Annotated in this window: 22 protein-coding genes; all 22 read right to left on the reverse strand. The window is 46.0% G+C overall.

Translation table 11 applies throughout. From position 1 onward, the window contains the following. Positions 1–41: 41 nt before the first annotated feature. The 22 genes from BUB85_RS02145 to BUB85_RS02245 all read right to left on the reverse strand — a co-directional run bounded on the left by BUB85_RS02145 (position 42) and on the right by BUB85_RS02245 (position 17,281). Complete coding sequence (locus tag BUB85_RS02145; RefSeq protein WP_073104395.1) at positions 42–236, reverse strand: hypothetical protein; 195 nt, start codon at positions 234–236, stop codon at positions 42–44. Positions 237–369: 133 nt separating this feature from the next. After that, a complete protein-coding gene (locus tag BUB85_RS02150; RefSeq protein WP_073104396.1) occupies positions 370–570 on the reverse strand; it encodes a hypothetical protein in 201 nt (66 codons plus the stop codon). Beyond that, positions 551–1,033, reverse strand: a complete 483-nt coding sequence (locus BUB85_RS02155; protein ID WP_073104472.1) for a gamma-glutamylcyclotransferase family protein — start codon at positions 1,031–1,033, stop codon at positions 551–553. The genes BUB85_RS02150 and BUB85_RS02155 overlap by 20 nt, the downstream gene beginning before the upstream one ends. A 100-nt stretch (positions 1,034–1,133) precedes the next feature. Then, positions 1,134–2,081: an amidoligase family protein gene (locus BUB85_RS02160; protein WP_073104398.1), complete on the reverse strand. Its 948-nt coding sequence runs from the start codon at positions 2,079–2,081 to the stop codon at positions 1,134–1,136. A gap of 132 nt (positions 2,082–2,213) precedes the next feature. After that, positions 2,214–2,441, reverse strand: a complete 228-nt coding sequence (locus BUB85_RS02165; protein ID WP_073104399.1) for a DUF4314 domain-containing protein — start codon at positions 2,439–2,441, stop codon at positions 2,214–2,216. After that, positions 2,425–3,174, reverse strand: a complete 750-nt coding sequence (locus BUB85_RS02170; protein WP_073104401.1) for a virulence protein — start codon at positions 3,172–3,174, stop codon at positions 2,425–2,427. Before BUB85_RS02170 ends, BUB85_RS02165 begins: the two co-directional genes overlap by 17 nt. An 82-nt stretch (positions 3,175–3,256) precedes the next feature. Further along, entirely contained in the window at positions 3,257–5,173 is a 1,917-nt protein-coding gene (gene dcm, locus BUB85_RS02175; protein WP_073104402.1) for a DNA cytosine methyltransferase, read from the reverse strand. Then, on the reverse strand, positions 5,163–5,771 hold the full coding sequence (locus BUB85_RS02180) for an HNH endonuclease (RefSeq protein WP_073104404.1): 609 nt from the start codon (positions 5,769–5,771) through the stop codon (positions 5,163–5,165). The genes dcm and BUB85_RS02180 overlap by 11 nt, the downstream gene beginning before the upstream one ends. Continuing rightward, a complete protein-coding gene (locus BUB85_RS02185; protein WP_073104405.1) occupies positions 5,764–7,038 on the reverse strand; it encodes a site-specific DNA-methyltransferase in 1,275 nt (424 codons plus the stop codon). Before BUB85_RS02185 ends, BUB85_RS02180 begins: the two co-directional genes overlap by 8 nt. After that, positions 7,038–7,196 carry a hypothetical protein gene (locus BUB85_RS21675; protein ID WP_200803528.1) on the reverse strand — a complete coding sequence of 53 codons (159 nt, stop codon included), beginning with the start codon at positions 7,194–7,196 and terminating at the stop codon, positions 7,038–7,040. The genes BUB85_RS02185 and BUB85_RS21675 overlap by 1 nt, the downstream gene beginning before the upstream one ends. A 1-nt stretch (position 7,197) precedes the next feature. Then, positions 7,198–7,749: a P27 family phage terminase small subunit gene (locus BUB85_RS02190; protein ID WP_073104407.1), complete on the reverse strand. Its 552-nt coding sequence runs from the start codon at positions 7,747–7,749 to the stop codon at positions 7,198–7,200. Between the two features lie 111 nt (positions 7,750–7,860). Beyond that, positions 7,861–8,226: an HNH endonuclease gene (locus tag BUB85_RS02195; protein WP_073104409.1), complete on the reverse strand. Its 366-nt coding sequence runs from the start codon at positions 8,224–8,226 to the stop codon at positions 7,861–7,863. Between the two features lie 122 nt (positions 8,227–8,348). Further along, positions 8,349–8,990 carry a DUF559 domain-containing protein gene (locus BUB85_RS02200; protein ID WP_073104410.1) on the reverse strand — a complete coding sequence of 214 codons (642 nt, stop codon included), beginning with the start codon at positions 8,988–8,990 and terminating at the stop codon, positions 8,349–8,351. Next, positions 8,977–9,411, reverse strand: a complete 435-nt coding sequence (locus BUB85_RS02205; protein ID WP_073104412.1) for a DUF1492 domain-containing protein — start codon at positions 9,409–9,411, stop codon at positions 8,977–8,979. Before BUB85_RS02205 ends, BUB85_RS02200 begins: the two co-directional genes overlap by 14 nt. 67 nt (positions 9,412–9,478) lie before the next feature. After that, a complete protein-coding gene (locus tag BUB85_RS02210; protein ID WP_242945324.1) occupies positions 9,479–10,837 on the reverse strand; it encodes a DEAD/DEAH box helicase in 1,359 nt (452 codons plus the stop codon). Next, positions 10,818–11,099, reverse strand: coding sequence for a VRR-NUC domain-containing protein (locus BUB85_RS02215; RefSeq protein ID WP_073104414.1), 282 nt, complete (start codon positions 11,097–11,099; stop codon positions 10,818–10,820). The genes BUB85_RS02210 and BUB85_RS02215 overlap by 20 nt, the downstream gene beginning before the upstream one ends. After that, positions 11,096–11,353 (reverse strand): hypothetical protein, encoded by a 258-nt coding sequence (locus BUB85_RS02220; RefSeq protein ID WP_073104416.1) that lies wholly within the window; start codon positions 11,351–11,353, stop codon positions 11,096–11,098. The genes BUB85_RS02215 and BUB85_RS02220 overlap by 4 nt, the downstream gene beginning before the upstream one ends. A gap of 165 nt (positions 11,354–11,518) precedes the next feature. Further along, positions 11,519–13,897: a virulence-associated E family protein gene (locus BUB85_RS02225; RefSeq protein ID WP_200803529.1), complete on the reverse strand. Its 2,379-nt coding sequence runs from the start codon at positions 13,895–13,897 to the stop codon at positions 11,519–11,521. Then, positions 13,887–14,318, reverse strand: a complete 432-nt coding sequence (locus BUB85_RS02230; protein WP_073104417.1) for a DUF7768 domain-containing protein — start codon at positions 14,316–14,318, stop codon at positions 13,887–13,889. The genes BUB85_RS02225 and BUB85_RS02230 overlap by 11 nt, the downstream gene beginning before the upstream one ends. Next, positions 14,299–14,523: a hypothetical protein gene (locus BUB85_RS02235; RefSeq protein ID WP_073104418.1), complete on the reverse strand. Its 225-nt coding sequence runs from the start codon at positions 14,521–14,523 to the stop codon at positions 14,299–14,301. The genes BUB85_RS02230 and BUB85_RS02235 overlap by 20 nt, the downstream gene beginning before the upstream one ends. A gap of 1 nt (position 14,524) precedes the next feature. Continuing rightward, positions 14,525–15,190, reverse strand: a complete 666-nt coding sequence (locus BUB85_RS02240; protein WP_073104420.1) for a Rha family transcriptional regulator — start codon at positions 15,188–15,190, stop codon at positions 14,525–14,527. A 108-nt stretch (positions 15,191–15,298) separates the two neighbouring features. Beyond that, positions 15,299–17,281, reverse strand: coding sequence for a DNA polymerase (locus BUB85_RS02245; protein WP_073104422.1), 1,983 nt, complete (start codon positions 17,279–17,281; stop codon positions 15,299–15,301). Positions 17,282–17,299: the final 18 nt, after the last annotated feature.

The raw sequence follows: 17,299 nt of genomic DNA on the forward strand, positions 1-17,299 counted from the left end.
CCGCTTGGCTCCGTTCTTGGAATGTTTTATTGTTTTTCCTCTTAGAAAAGTTCCTCAATTTTTCTGAGTTCTGCTTTCAGTCGAGTTAAATCCTGTGCAATGCAGGTTCTGCGAAAACCGTTTTTGCAGCTTTTTCCCTCACGGGTAAGCTTTTCAATTTCAGCTTTGCGTTTGGTAATTACCTCGATTTCGTTTCCGTCCTTAGCGTCCTTGTAATCTTTCTCAAATCTTGTCATTTTCGTTTCCTCCGTTTGTGTTGCTTTCCCTTTCGGTAGTACACATATTACCGCTATGTGCCGACTATATCCACTCATTTCTCGGCATAATCTACACAATCTTTTGGGAGGAAAACTGTGTATTTTACAGCAGTTATCCACGCATGGAACGATGGACGGTTTCGAGAATTTCTTCCTGCTCGGACGGCTTTACACCAATGCTCTCCAAGGCTTCTCTGGTGCCGCAGTCCGGGCAGATGAGGGTTGCGCTGTCTGCCCTCGAAAGAGCAGGTACACCGTGATATGCTTTGCCGCAGCGTGGGCAGATTTTAAGTTCAGTGATTTCTGTTTTCATATCCAAATGCCTCCTCTGATTTTAGCTGTGCTTCTGCAAGAAAATGTTCATCAAAGCCAAAGCTGATGTACCCCTCAAGGCAGACGCTGACATAAGCAAGTGACGGAATGCCGATGCTCCGCTCCTCGTGCATGATATACACAAAGCAGTCACGGATTCTGGTCTTGCCGGACTTGATGCCTTTAATCGGCAGCTGCATTTCCTTCTTGTAATAAAAGGTGGGGAATCCCTCGTAGCGGTCAAGAGCCGCTTCATCCTCATCGGTCACCGACCAAACTGCTACTGGAACGCTGCCCCCAGATTTGGGTTCAATGGTAAGATACGCTCCTGTGTGGCTGCCCTTGAAAAGCAGCTCATAATCCTTGATTTCTGCTGTTCCAATGACTCGTGCCGATGGGCATCGCATCCGCATCTGACGGACGTTTAAGTTGCTGCCGTAGGCAAGGTAGTATCGTTTCTTCATAATGGTATCCATCCTTTCCGAAGGAATCACCCTTCTACCACCTTAAGACCGCCGAAGCGGTCGGAGGTAAGGTGGCAGGAGGCTAACTCCTGCGATTCCTTCAAGCGGCTCTGCCGTTTCTGAAGGCTGTATCTCCTGCAAGTTTCTTGGTAAGGGTTTCTCTTGCTGTTTTGAATTCCTCTCCGATGAAGCCAAGCCTTAAGAGCCAAGTCCTCATGGCGTATTTCGGATTCTCATTCTGCTGTGGCTTGGGACTGGCAGTCTTTACTGTTTTCGCCATTTGGCTGAGTGCAAGGCAAAGCTGAATGTAGCTTTTCAGCTGTCCGGCATGAAGTCCGTTTAGTTTGCCGTCTGCCGGGGCATCAAATTGGAAAAGTCTGAATTCAATTGTTCCCTTGGTAAAGGTTGCGTGGTAGTTGAGCATATGGTAGCGGCTGTCGTTGTAATGGTGGTCTCTGCCGTAGTTGGCTCCGTTGGAGGAGTACCAAATGTCTGCAAGTGCCGCCATCGTCTTTGGCTTTTTCTTGTTGACCTGCTCCAAGAACCGTGGGTCAACCGTTTTGCAGTAGCGATGCATCCTGCCCCTGTCGAGGTCAAGGGCATCGGCTATCAGGCTTTCGTGGCTTGCCATGATGTTTGCAAGATTTCTCATGGTCTGTGGGGTATGTCCGTTTGCACCGATGTGAATGTGAACTCCGCAGCCCCTCGTGGCATCGCTTTTTGCTCCTGCGTGGCGAAGGATTCGGATAAGTTCCTGCAAGGTTTCAATGTCGCTGTAGTGAAGAATTGGGGTTACCAATTCGCATTTCTCGCTGTCGCACCCTGCGATGCTGACATCCTTTTGAAATTTCCACTCTCTGCCATCTACATCCCAAGCTGACCAAGTGCTGTAGCCGTTGCGTCCGGCTGTGTTTTCGTGTCTGCCTGTGCCAAAGTAGGTGGCTGCAAGCCTTGCTGCCTTATCCCTTGTAATGCCATTCATCTCGACCTCAACTCCGATGGTCTGCTGTTTCATTTCTTCAACCTGTCTTGTAGTTTTCTCGCTCATTTTATGTACCTCCGTTTGGTTTGTTTTCCTTTTGGTAGTACACATATTACCGCTAAAACCACTATATATCCACTCAATTCTCGCCATATACTACACAATCTTTGGGGGGCGAAATTGTGTATCTTACAGCAGTTATTCATTGCTGATTTTCCTGCATTTGTCCTCGCCATAGACCACATGAAGTCCGCTTCCGTTGTCCCAGCGAACCATGATGGAGGCGGTATCATCCACCCCTGTTACCGTTCCTTTTGTGCCGATTGGCGGAGCCTGCAAATCATCCATCTGGGTAAGTTCCACCCTTGTTCCAACGGGGTACTGACTGCGTACCCGCTCCACAATTTCTTTACTCGGAAATCTCATCGTCTGCCGCCTCCTTTTTCACATCATTCTTGAATGCACTGCTGCCTGTCAGATTCTTCAGCAGGATTTTTCTGTCCCGTTTATATTCTGCTCCCACAAATCCCAAGCGCAGGAGCAAGCAGCGGAATGCGTATTTTTCATTCTCCACTGCCTTTTCGGTGTTGGAGATGCGTTTCTGCTCTCGGCTCATCCTGCACAGGGCTGCGATGAAGTCGGTGTAGGCTTTGACCGTATCGGCATCCAAGTCGTCTGAAAACCAAGGGAAGGAAATCTTCTCTTCATCAATGATGATGGGAAGTTCACTGATTCCCAATGCCTTCTTGATAAGACTGCCCTTGGCTTCCAAGAGGTTGGTAAGATTGCCGACCAATACCTTATCCAGCGGCATTGCCACCGTAAGCCCGACTGTTTCGCCTTGTGGCTCGGTTTCCGGCACTCCGTATGCAGGTTGGCAGTCCTCCAAAGGCTCCTCACAGCCCGTTTCCAGCTGGGGTTCATCGTACTCGGAACTCTCGCAGCGGAAACCTCTCTGGTCAAGTTCCTCAAGCACTCGCTCGATTTCCTCGCTGTCTGCCATGTCATCAAAGGTAAGGTTGCCCTCGCGGGTCACGGTAAAATAATCCACCGTGTATGCGTAGGTTGGGGTTTTCATGTAGACTGCTTTCGCCCCTGTGATTTCTTCCAGTGCCTTTACAAAAGGCTTTCTGTCGGTAATGTTGTAAATAACTTTCATGGTAAGTACCTCCTTTGTTTTTCGGTACTACATATATCACTCTAAAGGGAATAAATAGCAAGTCATTCTGTAGCAGAATATCTCACAATAAAAAGTCCGGGAGTTGTGAATAATACACGATGCCGGAAAGCACAAATACCACATTTGGAAGTGCTACACCGTTGCCCCACATCTTATATTCCGCAGAATCGGAGTGCGGGTCTTTCAGCCATTTAATGATCTGCTTTTCTGTCTTTGGTTTTGAGGAAGTCCCCATGATATGACGATGGGTCTCAAACACCTCTGCCCACCACTTGATTTCTTCCTCTGTCGGTTCTGCCGTGCCAAGATTATTGCACCACCAGTCCGGGAATCCCTGCAGCCTTGCACATTCCGTAGGGGTAAGCCTGCGGACGATGTACTCCGGCATCTCACTGACATCATTTACGATTGGCGGGTCTTTATAATCCGTAGCCACCAGTGTGTTTGCCAGTTCTTCCTCCGCAGAAGTAAAGAAGGATGCCTTGCTGGAAGAATAGACGGGCGCAGCCACGGCACTTGGTCCCTGTGCATTCAGCGTGGAATTGATGCCGTCCTTGGAAATACCCATCTTCCTTGCATAATTCTGACCGCAGTTATAGCTTTCACGGTCAATGGCATACACCACTGCGTGTTGTTCGATGGTATTTAAGGTATACATGACATCCGATTCCTTATAGCCGTCACCCTTGTGGGATGGTCTGCTGCCGTTTCCCTCCACCACAACAATGCCCCCTTGATTGCAGGCAGGGTTGCCGCCGTTGGCATCAATGGTACGGGAGGTATCCGCTTCATAAATTCCACTATGGGGATTATCCGACTTCATGGAATTGCTGTCCTTGGAGCAGATGCCGTATGCCTTTGGCACAAACAGTGTCTGGTCATTATTACAGCCGAGGGTGGCAGACAAATCATCCTGAATCAATGCACCCTTGCCGCCACCCTCACAGCCGCTGCGAATTTTCAGCGTTTTCGGTGTTTCCAATACAAACGGCTGATTATTTCCACCAGTGCCATAAGTAGAACTGACCGTAGGAGCCTGTTCCAAAGGACCCGTGTATCTCGTATCCTGACTATGATTTTCAAAGACCAGCGGAGGATGGTTGGACTCTGCACGGAGGGTGCAGGTCAAATCTTCTGTCACATCCATGCGGTTGCCGCCTTGGTCATTGAGTACCATGACACCATTTCTGCCTGTTGCTATTCCACAATTCACACCAAGAGTAGCTGCGACTTCGTCCGCAGAACCGTTATATCCATCTATGCCGATGCCTGCCGCTCCAGTGCAGCCTTCAAAATCTCCGGCAGTTCCTTGCCACGGGCAGATGCCCTTCGGAGGATACCCTGACACGCCCTCTGACTCAAATAGTATTTTTCCGGCACATTGGCCTGCAAAATCTGCGACAAGGTAGATGCGTTTTCTTCTTTGGGGAACTCCCCAATACTGCGCATCAAACACCCGCCATGCAAGGGAGAACTGTTCTCCCACGATTTCTCCTGCGTTTGTCCATTTTCCAGACTGAGGAACAGAAATGCTATCGTCTTTGACTTTGCAGATTTCTTCGAGGACTGCCTTGAAATCCTCGCCTTTGTTGCTGGAGAATGCGCCGGGGACGTTTTCCCAGACCACAAATCTTGGATACTTGCCATTTGTCTTACACCTCATTTCCTTCACGATTCGCACCGCTTGATAAAATAAACCGGAACGCTCTCCGTCCAGTCCGCTTCGCTTGCCCGCCACAGACATATCTTGGCAGGGACTTCCGAATGTGATGATATCCACGGGCGGAACTTCCGCACCGTTTAATTTGCTGACATCACCGTAATGCTTCATATTAGGAAATCGCTTTGTGGTTACCCTGATAGGAAAAGGCTCGACTTCCGATGCCCACAAAGGGGTAATCCCGGAAATCAAGCCTCCTAAAGGAAATCCTCCTGAACCATCAAAGAGGCTCCCCAGTGTTAAGTTATTATTCTCCATCGGCACTTACCTCCAAATCCCAGAAATCAAAAAATGCACTGTTCTGTGCCAATTCCACAAAACGAATGCATTTCTCAACTACCTGTTTTTCAATCCAGAACGGTATTTTTCCGATATCATCATAGCGACCATACGCACCGAACATACACCTCATGCCTATATTCCTTGCTCGTACAGCATCTTCAAAGGTATCAAAATACCCTAAATGGATTTCTCTTTGTGCCACTTTTATTCTCGCCCTGAATTTATTTCTTGCAGCATACCAGCTAACACCAGCTACCCCAGATGTATTATTTTTCTGGAGTGGCTGATTCATCTGATTTTGCTGATGAGTACATACTCGAATGTTACATGAACGATTATCCAAAGTATCAAGACTGATATGGTCAATTTCATATCCAGCGGGACAATGAAATAAATAGCTGTGCATTTTTCGTCCTCTGCAATCCATCATATAAGGTCTTCCGCTTTCACAGCTTGCATACCATTTGACATGGCGGATTTTATCGTAATCCCTCCTGTCAAATATAAATGTCATCCCATTCGATAATCTTCCGTATCCGATGCCTTCTTCAAAGTTATAAGTAACATTAGTCATTGGTTACCTCCGTTTCTGATGCAACCTCCAAATCCTCAAATCGAATAATCACACCGTCACGGATGACTGAAATATCATCGGTCTTTCCGTCCTTGAACTGAGCATAGCGTTTCACTGCTACATCCACAAATTTAGGCTCCAACTCAACTCCATAACAGATTCTGTCCAGCTGTTCGCAAGCCATCAGTGTGGATGCACTGCCGAGAAAGCCATCAAGCACAATACCATTGGATTGTGTACACTGCTTAATCAAATAGGCAATCAGTGGCACAGGCTTTGAGGATGGATGCCCACAGCCATCTTTTTCAGAGTCTTTGATACCGTCAAATTCAAAAACGGCAGTCTGCTTCTGATCGCCATACCAGATATGCTTGCCGTCTTTTCTCCAACCCCAGATGATAGGCTCCATGTTGAACTTCCAGTCGGTACGCATAAATGGTGCCCTTGGCTTTTTCCAAATTAGACCTGCCCCCACTTTAAACCCGGCATCCTCAAACGCATCGTAAAACACACGAGTCTTCATGGTCGCATAGAATTCATAAATGGATGCATCTGCCGCCATAGCATTTTTGAAATTAGTAAAGACCTTTAACAGGAATTCATACCCCTGCTTATCATTCAGATTGTCATTAGCAATCGTGCCAGACTTGTTTTTCAGTTCCACAAAATATGGAGCGTCCGTACACACAAGATTGACCTTGGTTTCGCCCAGCAACTTTTCAAAAGTTTCAGGAGCAGTGGAATCTCCGCAGATTACCTTGTGCCTGCCAATTATCCAAATATCGCCCGACTTTGACAGTGCAGGATTTTGCAGTTCTGCATCTACATCAAAGTCATCTTCTTCGGCATCATTGTCTTTATCAAAGAGAATCGACAGTTCCTTTTCATCAAACCCGGTCAAACCCACATCAAAGGATTCTGCCTGCAATGCTTCAATCTCCACACGCAGAAGCTCTTCATCCCATCCGGCATCCATTGCCATACGATTGTCAGCGAGTATATATGCTTTCTTCTGTGCCGGAGTAAGATAGTCCACAAATACACACGGTACTTCCGTGATACCTTCTTCCTTTGCTGCGAGAATGCGTCCATGCCCAGCTATTACATTGAACTCTCTGTCAACAATGACAGGATTGATAAAACCGAACTCTCGCAGGGAGGAGCGAAGTTTCGTAATCTGCTGTGCGTTATGCGTTCTGGCATTATTCACATACGGCACTAATTTGGAGACTGCAATTAGCTGCATCTCTGTTGTTGTCTTTCCCATTATCCACACCGCCTTTCCAACAATTTATGCAGTCCTTTTTCTGCACCCGCAATATCTCCGGCAAAAGCCTGACCCTTGATGGTGCGGAACTGCTGTGTGCTGAGGTTGCGTTTATTGGCTTTCAGTTTTTTCATAAAATCTGTCAATTCTGTTTTCATTTCAGTTTCCTTTCCTTGCACGGAGCAGACGCTCCATCACATCATTCTGTGGTGCTTCATCGCTGTATTCGGTATTGCAGTTTTCCTTTACGATCTGGAATATCTCATTCCACAAACGCACCGCTTGGTTCATATAGTTAATCCCAATATTGATAAATGGGGAAGGGATAGGCTTCTGTGTGGTCGGATGCTTTGAAAGGAACCCCAACTTGCTGGTCATTTCCTCACACTGAATCCAACGAGCCGATGCCATTGCATATCGTTCCAAAAGCTGACTGGATACTTTCTGACTGCATCCGATCCTTTTCAGCCACTCCCATGTTTCTCTGTAAATATCAGCGGCCTGCAGTTCACTGCCGTCACGCTGTTCTGCTGATAAAAAATCGTGTGGCTTCGGCATCTCCACACCTTCCATCTCTGGAATATCCAAAACCTCTAATGGTCTGCCTCCCGGATTTCCGTTTTCGGATTTCTCTTTTACAGCAGATTTCTTTCGTCCGGCACCTGCTCTGGCACCGCCTCTGCCGCCTGTATTATTCGATTTTGTAGGCATATTTTTCTCGACCTCCTTTATTACCCTTTTGAAAACGCCCTTTTTGTGCGTGAAGGGGGGCGCCGTTTTCCCGGAAATGGACCCGCAGAGATAAATTGACCCCCTCCGGGGTCAGTCACGAATCTGACGGTCACCCATCTCTAAATGAATTTTGTTATGACAGGAACGGCACAGACTCATAAGATTGCTTCTTTCATGCGTTCCGCCCTTTGATATTGGTACCTTGTGATGCACCTCATCCACGGGAACTAATATCCCACGCTCAAAGCACTGTTCACAGAAAGGATGCTCTCTGACATAACTGTCACGGATGCGTTTCCACGCTCTGCCATACTTGCGGCGTACTGACGGGTCACGGCTGTACGTCTCGTAGCGTTTGGCTTCTGCCTTCTTGTGTTCCAAGCAGTAGCTGCTGCCTTCCTCGGCATACATAAGACAGCCGGGGTAAGCACACCCTCGTCTTGGTTTTCTTGGCAATTGCTCCACCTCCTTTAGGGCATAAGAAAAACCCTGCAGGTCGGTGTGACCCACAAGGCTTGACTTTTTCTCCTATTTCACTGTCTTAAGTATAGCACACAAGTTTTGTGCATAGTAGTGAACTATACTGCACTTTTTTTATCTTCACGATATTTTAGGATTCTTTTAATCGCCGGAACAAGCTTTGTAACGTTGGTGTTTATATTTTCGGTGTCTATGCGTATTACATTCCAACCCTCACCCAATTTATCAGCAATCACTTCATCTCGTATTGTTTGCGCTTTTTCATTATCCTTTGTATGGAATGGCCGTCCGTCAATCTCCAAGGCAACCTTAAATTCTGGGATGATAAAGTCGACACTGTATTCATATACGCTAACTTGGTGATTGATTTTCAACCCACGCTTTATCAACTCCACTGCTGTCATAATTTCCTCTGTGCTCTGAAACCAGCCCGCCTTATAAAGATTCTTTTGGACAATCTCCAGTGCCTTTTTGTATTTGGCTATATCCGTAACTTTTGAAATTCTTTTAATCGCTGTATCAAATTTCTTCTGCTTTTTATCCACCTGCAACACTTTCTTGTTTTTTACGTGTTCTTCTACCAACAGTTTCTTACAATCAGCACACGTATATTCCGTACCTCTAATGTAAGACCAAGTAGAAACGGGGCTTCCACAAATCCTGCATGGTGGAAAATACCACCCGAATCCATCGTGTTTTTCCATCGGAATGTTATCTTGTATCGCTTCAGCGTATCCCATTATCTTTCACCTCCATTTGCTTTTCAAATTCCTGTAGTGCCTTACCATGCAGCTTGTATATCCATCTTAGGCTATAGTGCATTTCGTTGGCTATTTGCTCCCAAGTATAATAACTGAGATATTTTAGTTCCAACACGGATTGATAATCAACATTCTCCAGCCCATGTATCAGTTCCATGATAGTGGTTTTTATTTCTACAAGCGCACTAATTTCTCTTGTGATTTTTTGCTCCACGTCTATAATTTTATCAATACACCTCACATAAGGAGCCTCTATATTTCTATTTGGATTGTAATGTGCTTCAAAATTACAACCTGAAATCCTACCAGACAAATCTCTCCAATGTTCCAATTCGCGGAAATCAAAATTCATCTGTATCTCAATTCTTTTTACCTGCAACAAATAATCTTTCGCTGTCATATCCTTACCTCCGAATTTTTGTATTCCTCTCGGATTGGCTTGGATTGTCATAGGTTGACTCTGATTTTCATAGATTGGCTTTTACGGCATCAATCAAGGCGGATTGGGTACTGTCCTTGTCAGACAGTGCTTTTAATATGCGTTCATCAATAGTGCCTTCCGTAATAATGTGCTGTATCACTACAGTTTCGGATTTTTGACCTTGCCTCCATAAACGGGCATTGGTCTGCTGATAAAGTTCCAACGACCATGTTAATCCGAACCATACAAGGCAGGAGCCGCCTTGCTGAAGGTTGAGTCCATGACCTGCCGATGCAGGATGTATCAGTGCTACGGGATATTCTCCATTATTCCATCTTTTGATGCTGTCATCGGTATCCAATTTAACAAAGGGAATCTTCAGCTGATGCAGCCTTTCACTGATACGCTTATAATCATGCTGAAACCAATATGCCACAAGCAATGGCTGTCCGTTTGCCGATTCGATAATATCCTCCAATGCGTCCAGCTTTTGATTATGAATACCTACAACGCTCTCATCATCAGAATAAATCGCACCGTTTGCCATCTGTGATAGTTTCCCAGTCAGTGCCGCTGCATTGGCGGCTGTAATTTCACCATTTGGCAGTGAAAGCACCAACTCCTGTTTCATTTCATCGTACCGTTTCTGTTCATCCTCGGACAAATGAACGATATACTGACTGCTAATCAGTTCAGGCATTTTCAGATGATCGGTGGATTTCATGGAAATCGTGATATCCGCAATCTTGCTGTAAATGGCATCCTCTGCACCGGGAAGTGCTTTGTAGGAATACACGATGGGACCATTGCATTTGTCCGGCTTGAAATACTGCTGCCTGTACTGACCGATAAATCTTCCAAGCCTTGCACCCATGTCCAGCAGCTTGAATTCTGCAAATAAATCCATCAGGCCGTTACTGCTTGGTGTTCCCGTCAAACCAACAATTCTCTTTACCTGTGGTCTGACTTTCATCAATGCCTTGAATCGCTTTGCTTGATGATTTTTGAAGGAAGATAATTCATCTACAACCACCATGTCATAGTCAAACGGGCTGCCACTTTCTTCAATCAGCCACTGCACATTTTCACGGTTGATGATATAGAGGTCTGCTTGTTTTTCCAGTGCTTGTTTTCGCTCTGCCACATTGCCCACAACAATGGAATACCGAAGGTCGGAGAGATGATTCCATTTCCCGATTTCATCAGACCATGTTGTTCTGGCCACTCGCAGGGGACCTATAATCAAAATCCTATGAACATCAAAATTGTCAAACAACAGATTATTGATTGCCGTCAGCGTGATGCTCGTCTTGCCCAGTCCCATCGACAGGAGAATGGCCGCTATCGGATGCGTTTCGATATATTCTGCAGCATATTTCTGATAATCATGTGGATTGTATTGCATCCAAAATCCCTCCAATCTGCTCCGGGTCATCCAGCACATAGACCGCAAAGCCAAGTTTTCTCAAAAGGTTATGCCTTGACACCTGCAGGGGTCTTGGCTTTTGCCCGGTAGCCTTTACTTCTACGAATGCTATCTTTTTCTTCGGCAGAAGCACAATGCGGTCGGGCATCCCGTCATATCCGGGAGATACCCACTTGGGGCAGATACCTCCCATATTTTTTACTGCTGTTACCAGCTTTTGTTCTATTTGTTTTTCTCTCATTCCATTTCATCCTCATCAGTGGGCATTTCATAGACATTTGCTCCACGTTCTACCGCTTTATAAATTTCTCGAATAACACTAATAGCTTTGTGAGCAGTGGCATAACCTCCCATTTCAACTCTTCCATACTCCAAACTATTAGAATCAATTACCGCTAATATCAAGAACTTTCCGCTGTTCCCATTTGATACTGCAAGTCTGCTAAATGCACTCATGTTATAAATCTGTGTGTTTTCTTTATTTATAATCCACATAATAAATTCCTCCATTTTCTTCATACCGGAAACAAGCAACGAGATGTAACACCTTCCCCTATAATTACTACGCGGGTGTTACAGGTACATATTTAGTACTATAAGTACCCTTTTGTATATAAGGAATATAGTTGTTACAAATGTTGCTTGTACCTCTAAAAGCCTTTAGTTATCAGTGTTTTGGGCTAAGCAACAGGTTCTCTCATACAGGCGTTGCTTACCATAGGGAGAACACTTGCGAACCTTTGATGTTCGTTGCCAACCGTCAATCTGAGTCATAAGGGCTGCTATCGCATACGAGTCAGACGGTTTAAGGTCAGCCAAGCTGCGTCCAAAGCATTCACACCATATCTCTGCATTACTTACCGTATTTCTTCGTGTTATGCCTTTCACGGTTGTAGGCGCATCACGTTCAGCCAGATAGTTCTTCCTCGCATAAATATCCATTGACTCCCAGCTTAAAGGCAGAAGTGTTTCCAAATATTCCTCCACCATGCCTTGACGTTCATCGACTTCCATTGCTTCACGCTGTACCTCTTCTGCACGGGAAATCATATCGCCTTCGAGATACAGCTTTTCGCCATTTTCATAATAGTATTTTGACTCAGCCCAAATCTGGTCTCTGTCCTCTTTGGTGAAATTCCATGTCTTTTTCTGCTCGGTCTGATTCAGCTTTACCACCCAAAAGCGGCGGTTGCCTGTAATATCACGCAGATATCCACGCTCACCATTTACAGAGGCAATGATGATACACTGTCTCGGATGGCTCTCCACGGTCTTGCCGTAGCTTGGTCGGTACTTATCATCAGAGGTAGAGAGGAACGCTTTCACTTTTTCAATATCAGCTTTTTTCATCCCGGCAAGCTCCGCAATCTCCATAATCCAGAACCCCTGCAGTTTCTCCGCACCCGATTTGTCATTCATATCAGTAAGGGACAGAGTTTCAGAGTAATATTCATCGCCCACAAGGTCTTTGAATAAGGTACTTTTACCAATGCCCTGAATACCGTCAAGCACCAGAACGCAGTCATATTTCACACCCGGATGATAGATACGGGCTACGGCTGCCGCAAAGGTCTTACGGGTCACTGTTTTTACATAATCGGCATTGTCTGCCTGCAAGTATCGAATCAGCAGATTTTCCACACGCTTTTTTCCGTCCCATTCAGGTAGACTATTTAGGTAATCACGGACAGGATGGAAACTGCGGTCATCTGCCACCTTGGTAAAGCTGACCTCGTGATTACGAGAGGAAAATGGAATATAGCGAATGTCAATGAGTGCTTTCATCTGTGCGGTATCGGCATCGCGCCAGAACTTATTATCCTTTGGTCTATCCCACGGCAAGGGACCTGTAATCTGTACACGATTTGCCATTTCGTTGAATGCAAAATTTGCATAATCGGGGTCATTGTTCAGAATCAGCATTTCATTCCACACGCTGTTTTCCAGCAGATTGCTCCTCGGCATATATTTGAGAAGCGATTCCCAGTTTTCACTGCCCTCAAAATCCTTATCCACTTTTTCCTTGCGTTCTGCCGCAAGCTGGAGTTTCACCTTATCGAGGGATAATGCTAACTCGCACATGGCATTGAAAGATTTTTTTGCATCAAGATCTCCGAATTTGTGAATACGTACAAGGTCAAAACCATTCAAAAGTTTCTCACAGGCAGGGTCGGTAGCATGATGACTGTAAGCAAACAGGTCATCATAAATCACAACACCTGCGGAGCCTTCGCCGGGGATAAAATCATATCGTCCAGACCCGTCTGCTGTTGGTGTATAAATATCGGAAAGGAACTCCTCTATTGTTTCCTGAATGGTGGGAAAGGCACGGCAGAACACACCAACAGTGCCTGCCTTTTCAAGTGGATTTTGCTGTTTTCCCACTGCCGTTTTAATTACCTCGGACTGCCTCGTTGAGGTCGGCCACTGTGAAATATCATGCCAATCCTCATACATGGAAAGCAGTGCATCCACATCAAGCGGCTGTGCCTGATTCTCTTCAAAGGCAAATTCTCCGTTTGAAGGGCAAGATGCCCAGTACATCATACGGTTTGCCTGATAGGTAGAATCATCAAAATAGTCCATTCCTATCTGTTTGGCAGCCATACGCATCAGTGCCGGATACTCCTCCTCACTAACCTCACGAGAAAACAGAAATACCACACGGTATCTCGGAGTCTGTGCTGTATGGCTGTGAGTGGAATAAATGAAATAGGTCACATTGCCATAGGCTGTTTTGACTTCATTGCAGAAATCCACCTCTGCAGGGATGCTGTCGGCATCGAGAAGTCCCAATGTACGAAACAGCACATTTCCGTTTTTACGGATACCGCCTCTGAGCCAGCCACCGACCACACCACCGATGTCTTTTAAGTTGCTGCGTTGGTCTTTGGTCATCTTAGGATATTCTTCAGCGGTTTCCGAAGTACGCAGGGGATGCTTGTTGCGGTCAACAAGGTAATCCCAGTCCAACTCCTGATTCTTATATTTCTTATCTGTTCTGTGATTGCACACAGCAATCTTCACTTTACAATTCATGCTGTACCTCCTTTAAATCACTGCCGAAATATCGCAGTCTGTAATTTTTTCTTCTGGCTCTCCTAATTTCAGCATCCATTCCGGTTGATATAATTTCTCCAAACACCCACACCTCGCTGCAATGGCTCATCATCACATTTCCAAAGTGCAGTCCCATCTCACGTTCCGTTATATCGTTATCGTTAAGAAACTGCGGAAACAGCAAATGCGGAGCAATGGGAATGTATCCCTGCTCCACAGCAAAACGGCTGTACTTTCGTGCATTTGCAATGTTCCCGGCAACATCTCCCGAAAACGGGGAGCATACATACACGATTGGTCTGTATGCTCTTGCTGCCTTCGTTTCTTGTTCGATATTGGATAAAGCACCGTAGGTAGTTGGGTCAGGATAGCCTTCGCTGTTATACCTGCTCACACCCACAAGCCTGACCTCCCATCAACTTTTTGCTGCAGTTCTTACACATCACTGCTGTACCGAAAAGATCAATCTCACCATCGGCAAAAACCTCTGCAAGGTCAACCTGTATCTCCGTACCACAACGGGGACAGCGGCAGAATACATTCTCATCGTTAATTTCAATGGAAACCTCCATTGCATCATTCAGCTGTTCTTTCACATAAAACATATTATTTTTCCTCCTCTAATTTGGTTTTGTACCATTCTAGATGGCGTTTGCGGTCTTCATAATTCGGAAAAGCTACAAGCAGTCCCACATCGACCTTTTGCAAAGTTTCCAGCATATCAATTTGTTCCTTTGACAGATACGGTCTGATGCTTTTGCCCTTTTCGATGTCATTGGCAAGCCTGAACTGCTTTGCTGTCATGCCCAGCACAATGCGGTTTAACATATCGCACTCATTGCTGAAGTGATAAGGCTTCGGCTTATCGTGGAGCAGCTTTATGTTTGCCGTAAGGAGTGGGAACTCTTGTCTTGCCGACACCAGTGCTTTGATGAACTTCTCCATCTCATTGAAACGCTTGATGTAGAGTTCCTTGAATTTCAATGCTTTTTGACCTGTGAAACCCATAACAAGAAGCACAAAACCATCTCTTGTCATGGCGTATGCTCTCTGTGTTCTTCCTCTGGAATCACGATAGGTAATACGCTCAAAATTGAGCGTATTAAATTCTTGGCTTAGACCAGAATCCGATGCGGTCAATCTTTCAATTTCACGCACAACATTCTTGTGTTCCTTTTCAAAAAAGTCTGCTACAAACAAACTGTCCACCCTCGCTGTGTCATGGTTGTCGGCAAAAATGCCATACTCGTCTTTTGGTATCAGTTCTTTCAAATTAATATCCTCCTCGTAGTTTTTTCACGAGAAAAAGCCTCCCGTGTACGGCGGGGAAATTACTCCCTACTTCTTAGCCACAGGAGGCTGTAAAACTTGAGGATAATTTTAATCTTTTTTATAAAAACTGCATTCGTACCCATCAGCCCTAAGAAGCAGTCTATCAATCCACGGCGGGGTCCTGCCCATCTGTTCGCAGACAGCATCAAGGGAAACTCCCATACTGCACTCAATAATCAGTTCATCATGGACATGGCCGCAGATAAAGCAGTGGGATAAGGTACACATAGAATAGGCAAGAATGTCACGGCTAATTGCCTGCACGATATTTTCCACGAACTTGGGACCGTAGCTTTCGATGCGTTCCCATTTCTTTGCACCGCCCACGCCTTCGTAGGTCACAGCCTCGCCGCCGAAACGGTTCTCTCCCATGCGTGGCTTCACATAGGAAAGCCGTCTGCCGCTTGGCAGCTGAATGAACAGCATCCCGCTCTGGCAGAAAAAGCGGATACCGTGTGTTTCTGTGGTCACTCTATTCCTGACCGTATCCTTCACACAGCGGTCAACATCCCACCAGAAACGCACAATGTTCGGATTAGCGGCTCTCCATGAATCCACAAGCGGCTGGAGTTCTTCCTCCTCAAGTCCCATATCCAAAGCGCCCATTGCTTTTAAAGCACCGACCGAGCCGCCGTAACCAAGAGCCAATTCAGCGATTTTTCCCTTCTGACGGAGATGTCCGTTGACACCATGCTTTTCCACAGGCACACCGAACATGGCAGATGCCGATGCACAATAGATGTCCCCGTTATTCTGAAACACCTCGCTTCGCCAGCTTTCCTTTGCCAAAAAAGACAGTACCCTTGCTTCTATGGCAGAGAAGTCCGCCACCACAAATTTCATCCCGGCTCTCGGCACAAAGGCTGTACGAATGAGCTGCGACAAAGTATCCGGGATATCGTCATACAAAAGTTCCATCGCTTCATAATTGCCAGACTCCACAAGACCACGAGCCTGTTCCAAATCCGGCATATGATTCTGCGGAAGGTTCTGCAGCTGTATCATTCTGCCTGCCCAACGCCCGGAACGGTTGGCACCGTAAAACTGAAACATTCCTCTCGCCCTGCCATCCTCACAGACTGCATTCTGCATTGCCTGATACTTTTTTACAGAGGACTTGGATAACTGCTGCCGCAGAAGCAGAACCTCCGCCAGTTCCTTCGGAGCAGTTTTGACTGCCTGTGCCACTTCCTTTTTGCCAAGACTGTCCATCTCCAGACCGTTATCTGCAAGCCACTGCTTCATCTGCACCACAGAGTTGGGGTTATCAAGGTCAGTCAGTTCCTGCATTTTCTCTGCCAGTTCTGCCTTGGACTTTGCATCAAAAGCAATTGCATTCTCCACCACATCCATATCAAGAGCAATCCCACGGTCATTGATTTCTTGGTCGAGGTGGTATTCTTCCCATACAAAATCCGGCACAGGATATTTTTTCAGCCTGTCCTGAATAGACATCTCCACTTCCACATCACGCTTGTTATAGAACTTGAACAGATTCCATTTTTCCATATCATGCTCCGGTAGATTGCGTGTCCTGCCGCCATTAACCTTGGTCGGCTTACACGGAACACAGAAATATCGGATGAGGTCTTTGCCTTCCTTCAGCTTCTGTTCTTCCAACCCAAGCACCGTGCCAGCCCCAGCAAGAGATAGCGGCAGTCCCATATATGCTGACCATATCATGGAGCATTTCCATGCCGACGGGTCAAGGTAATCTCCAACCCTATCTTCATTTATGCTGTAGCTGTGGAAATATGCAGGGTAGTTCCTTTGCAGCCATACCGAAAGGCAGACCCTCTCGAAAGCTGCGTTAAATGCCCACTTTGTTACCGTATCATCAGTCAGTGCCGTAATAATCTCCATTGGCAGTTTCTCGCCACGAGCAATGTCAACCACTTGCACTTCGCCGCCATCCACGCTGTATCCAAACAGCAGAATTTCAAAATTAGGGGACTGCGTATAGCGATACACACCACATTTCTGTAAATCCACATCAGAAAATGTTTCAATATCTATTTCCAAATTTGTCATTGGCTCTCCTTTCAAAAA

Origin of the sequence: Hespellia stercorisuis DSM 15480, assembly GCF_900142165.1 — a bacterium.
Lineage (GTDB): Bacteria > Bacillota > Clostridia > Lachnospirales > Lachnospiraceae > Hespellia > Hespellia stercorisuis.

Coding starts and splice junctions, on each gene's coding strand:
- BUB85_RS02145 (WP_073104395.1), bottom strand. CDS start 236: ATGACAAGATTTGAGAAAGATTACAAGGACGCTAAGGACGGAAACGAA.
- BUB85_RS02150 (WP_073104396.1), bottom strand. CDS start 570: ATGAAAACAGAAATCACTGAACTTAAAATCTGCCCACGCTGCGGCAAA.
- BUB85_RS02155 (WP_073104472.1), bottom strand. CDS start 1,033: ATGAAGAAACGATACTACCTTGCCTACGGCAGCAACTTAAACGTCCGT.
- BUB85_RS02160 (WP_073104398.1), bottom strand. CDS start 2,081: ATGAGCGAGAAAACTACAAGACAGGTTGAAGAAATGAAACAGCAGACC.
- BUB85_RS02165 (WP_073104399.1), bottom strand. CDS start 2,441: ATGAGATTTCCGAGTAAAGAAATTGTGGAGCGGGTACGCAGTCAGTAC.
- BUB85_RS02170 (WP_073104401.1), bottom strand. CDS start 3,174: ATGAAAGTTATTTACAACATTACCGACAGAAAGCCTTTTGTAAAGGCA.
- dcm (WP_073104402.1), bottom strand. CDS start 5,173: ATGGAGAATAATAACTTAACACTGGGGAGCCTCTTTGATGGTTCAGGA.
- BUB85_RS02180 (WP_073104404.1), bottom strand. CDS start 5,771: ATGACTAATGTTACTTATAACTTTGAAGAAGGCATCGGATACGGAAGA.
- BUB85_RS02185 (WP_073104405.1), bottom strand. CDS start 7,038: ATGGGAAAGACAACAACAGAGATGCAGCTAATTGCAGTCTCCAAATTA.
- BUB85_RS21675 (WP_200803528.1), bottom strand. CDS start 7,196: ATGAAAACAGAATTGACAGATTTTATGAAAAAACTGAAAGCCAATAAA.
- BUB85_RS02190 (WP_073104407.1), bottom strand. CDS start 7,749: ATGCCTACAAAATCGAATAATACAGGCGGCAGAGGCGGTGCCAGAGCA.
- BUB85_RS02200 (WP_073104410.1), bottom strand. CDS start 8,990: ATGGGATACGCTGAAGCGATACAAGATAACATTCCGATGGAAAAACAC.
- BUB85_RS02205 (WP_073104412.1), bottom strand. CDS start 9,411: ATGACAGCGAAAGATTATTTGTTGCAGGTAAAAAGAATTGAGATACAG.
- BUB85_RS02210 (WP_242945324.1), bottom strand. CDS start 10,837: ATGCAATACAATCCACATGATTATCAGAAATATGCTGCAGAATATATC.
- BUB85_RS02215 (WP_073104414.1), bottom strand. CDS start 11,099: ATGAGAGAAAAACAAATAGAACAAAAGCTGGTAACAGCAGTAAAAAAT.
- BUB85_RS02220 (WP_073104416.1), bottom strand. CDS start 11,353: ATGTGGATTATAAATAAAGAAAACACACAGATTTATAACATGAGTGCA.
- BUB85_RS02225 (WP_200803529.1), bottom strand. CDS start 13,897: ATGAATTGTAAAGTGAAGATTGCTGTGTGCAATCACAGAACAGATAAG.
- BUB85_RS02235 (WP_073104418.1), bottom strand. CDS start 14,523: ATGTTTTATGTGAAAGAACAGCTGAATGATGCAATGGAGGTTTCCATT.
- BUB85_RS02245 (WP_073104422.1), bottom strand. CDS start 17,281: ATGACAAATTTGGAAATAGATATTGAAACATTTTCTGATGTGGATTTA.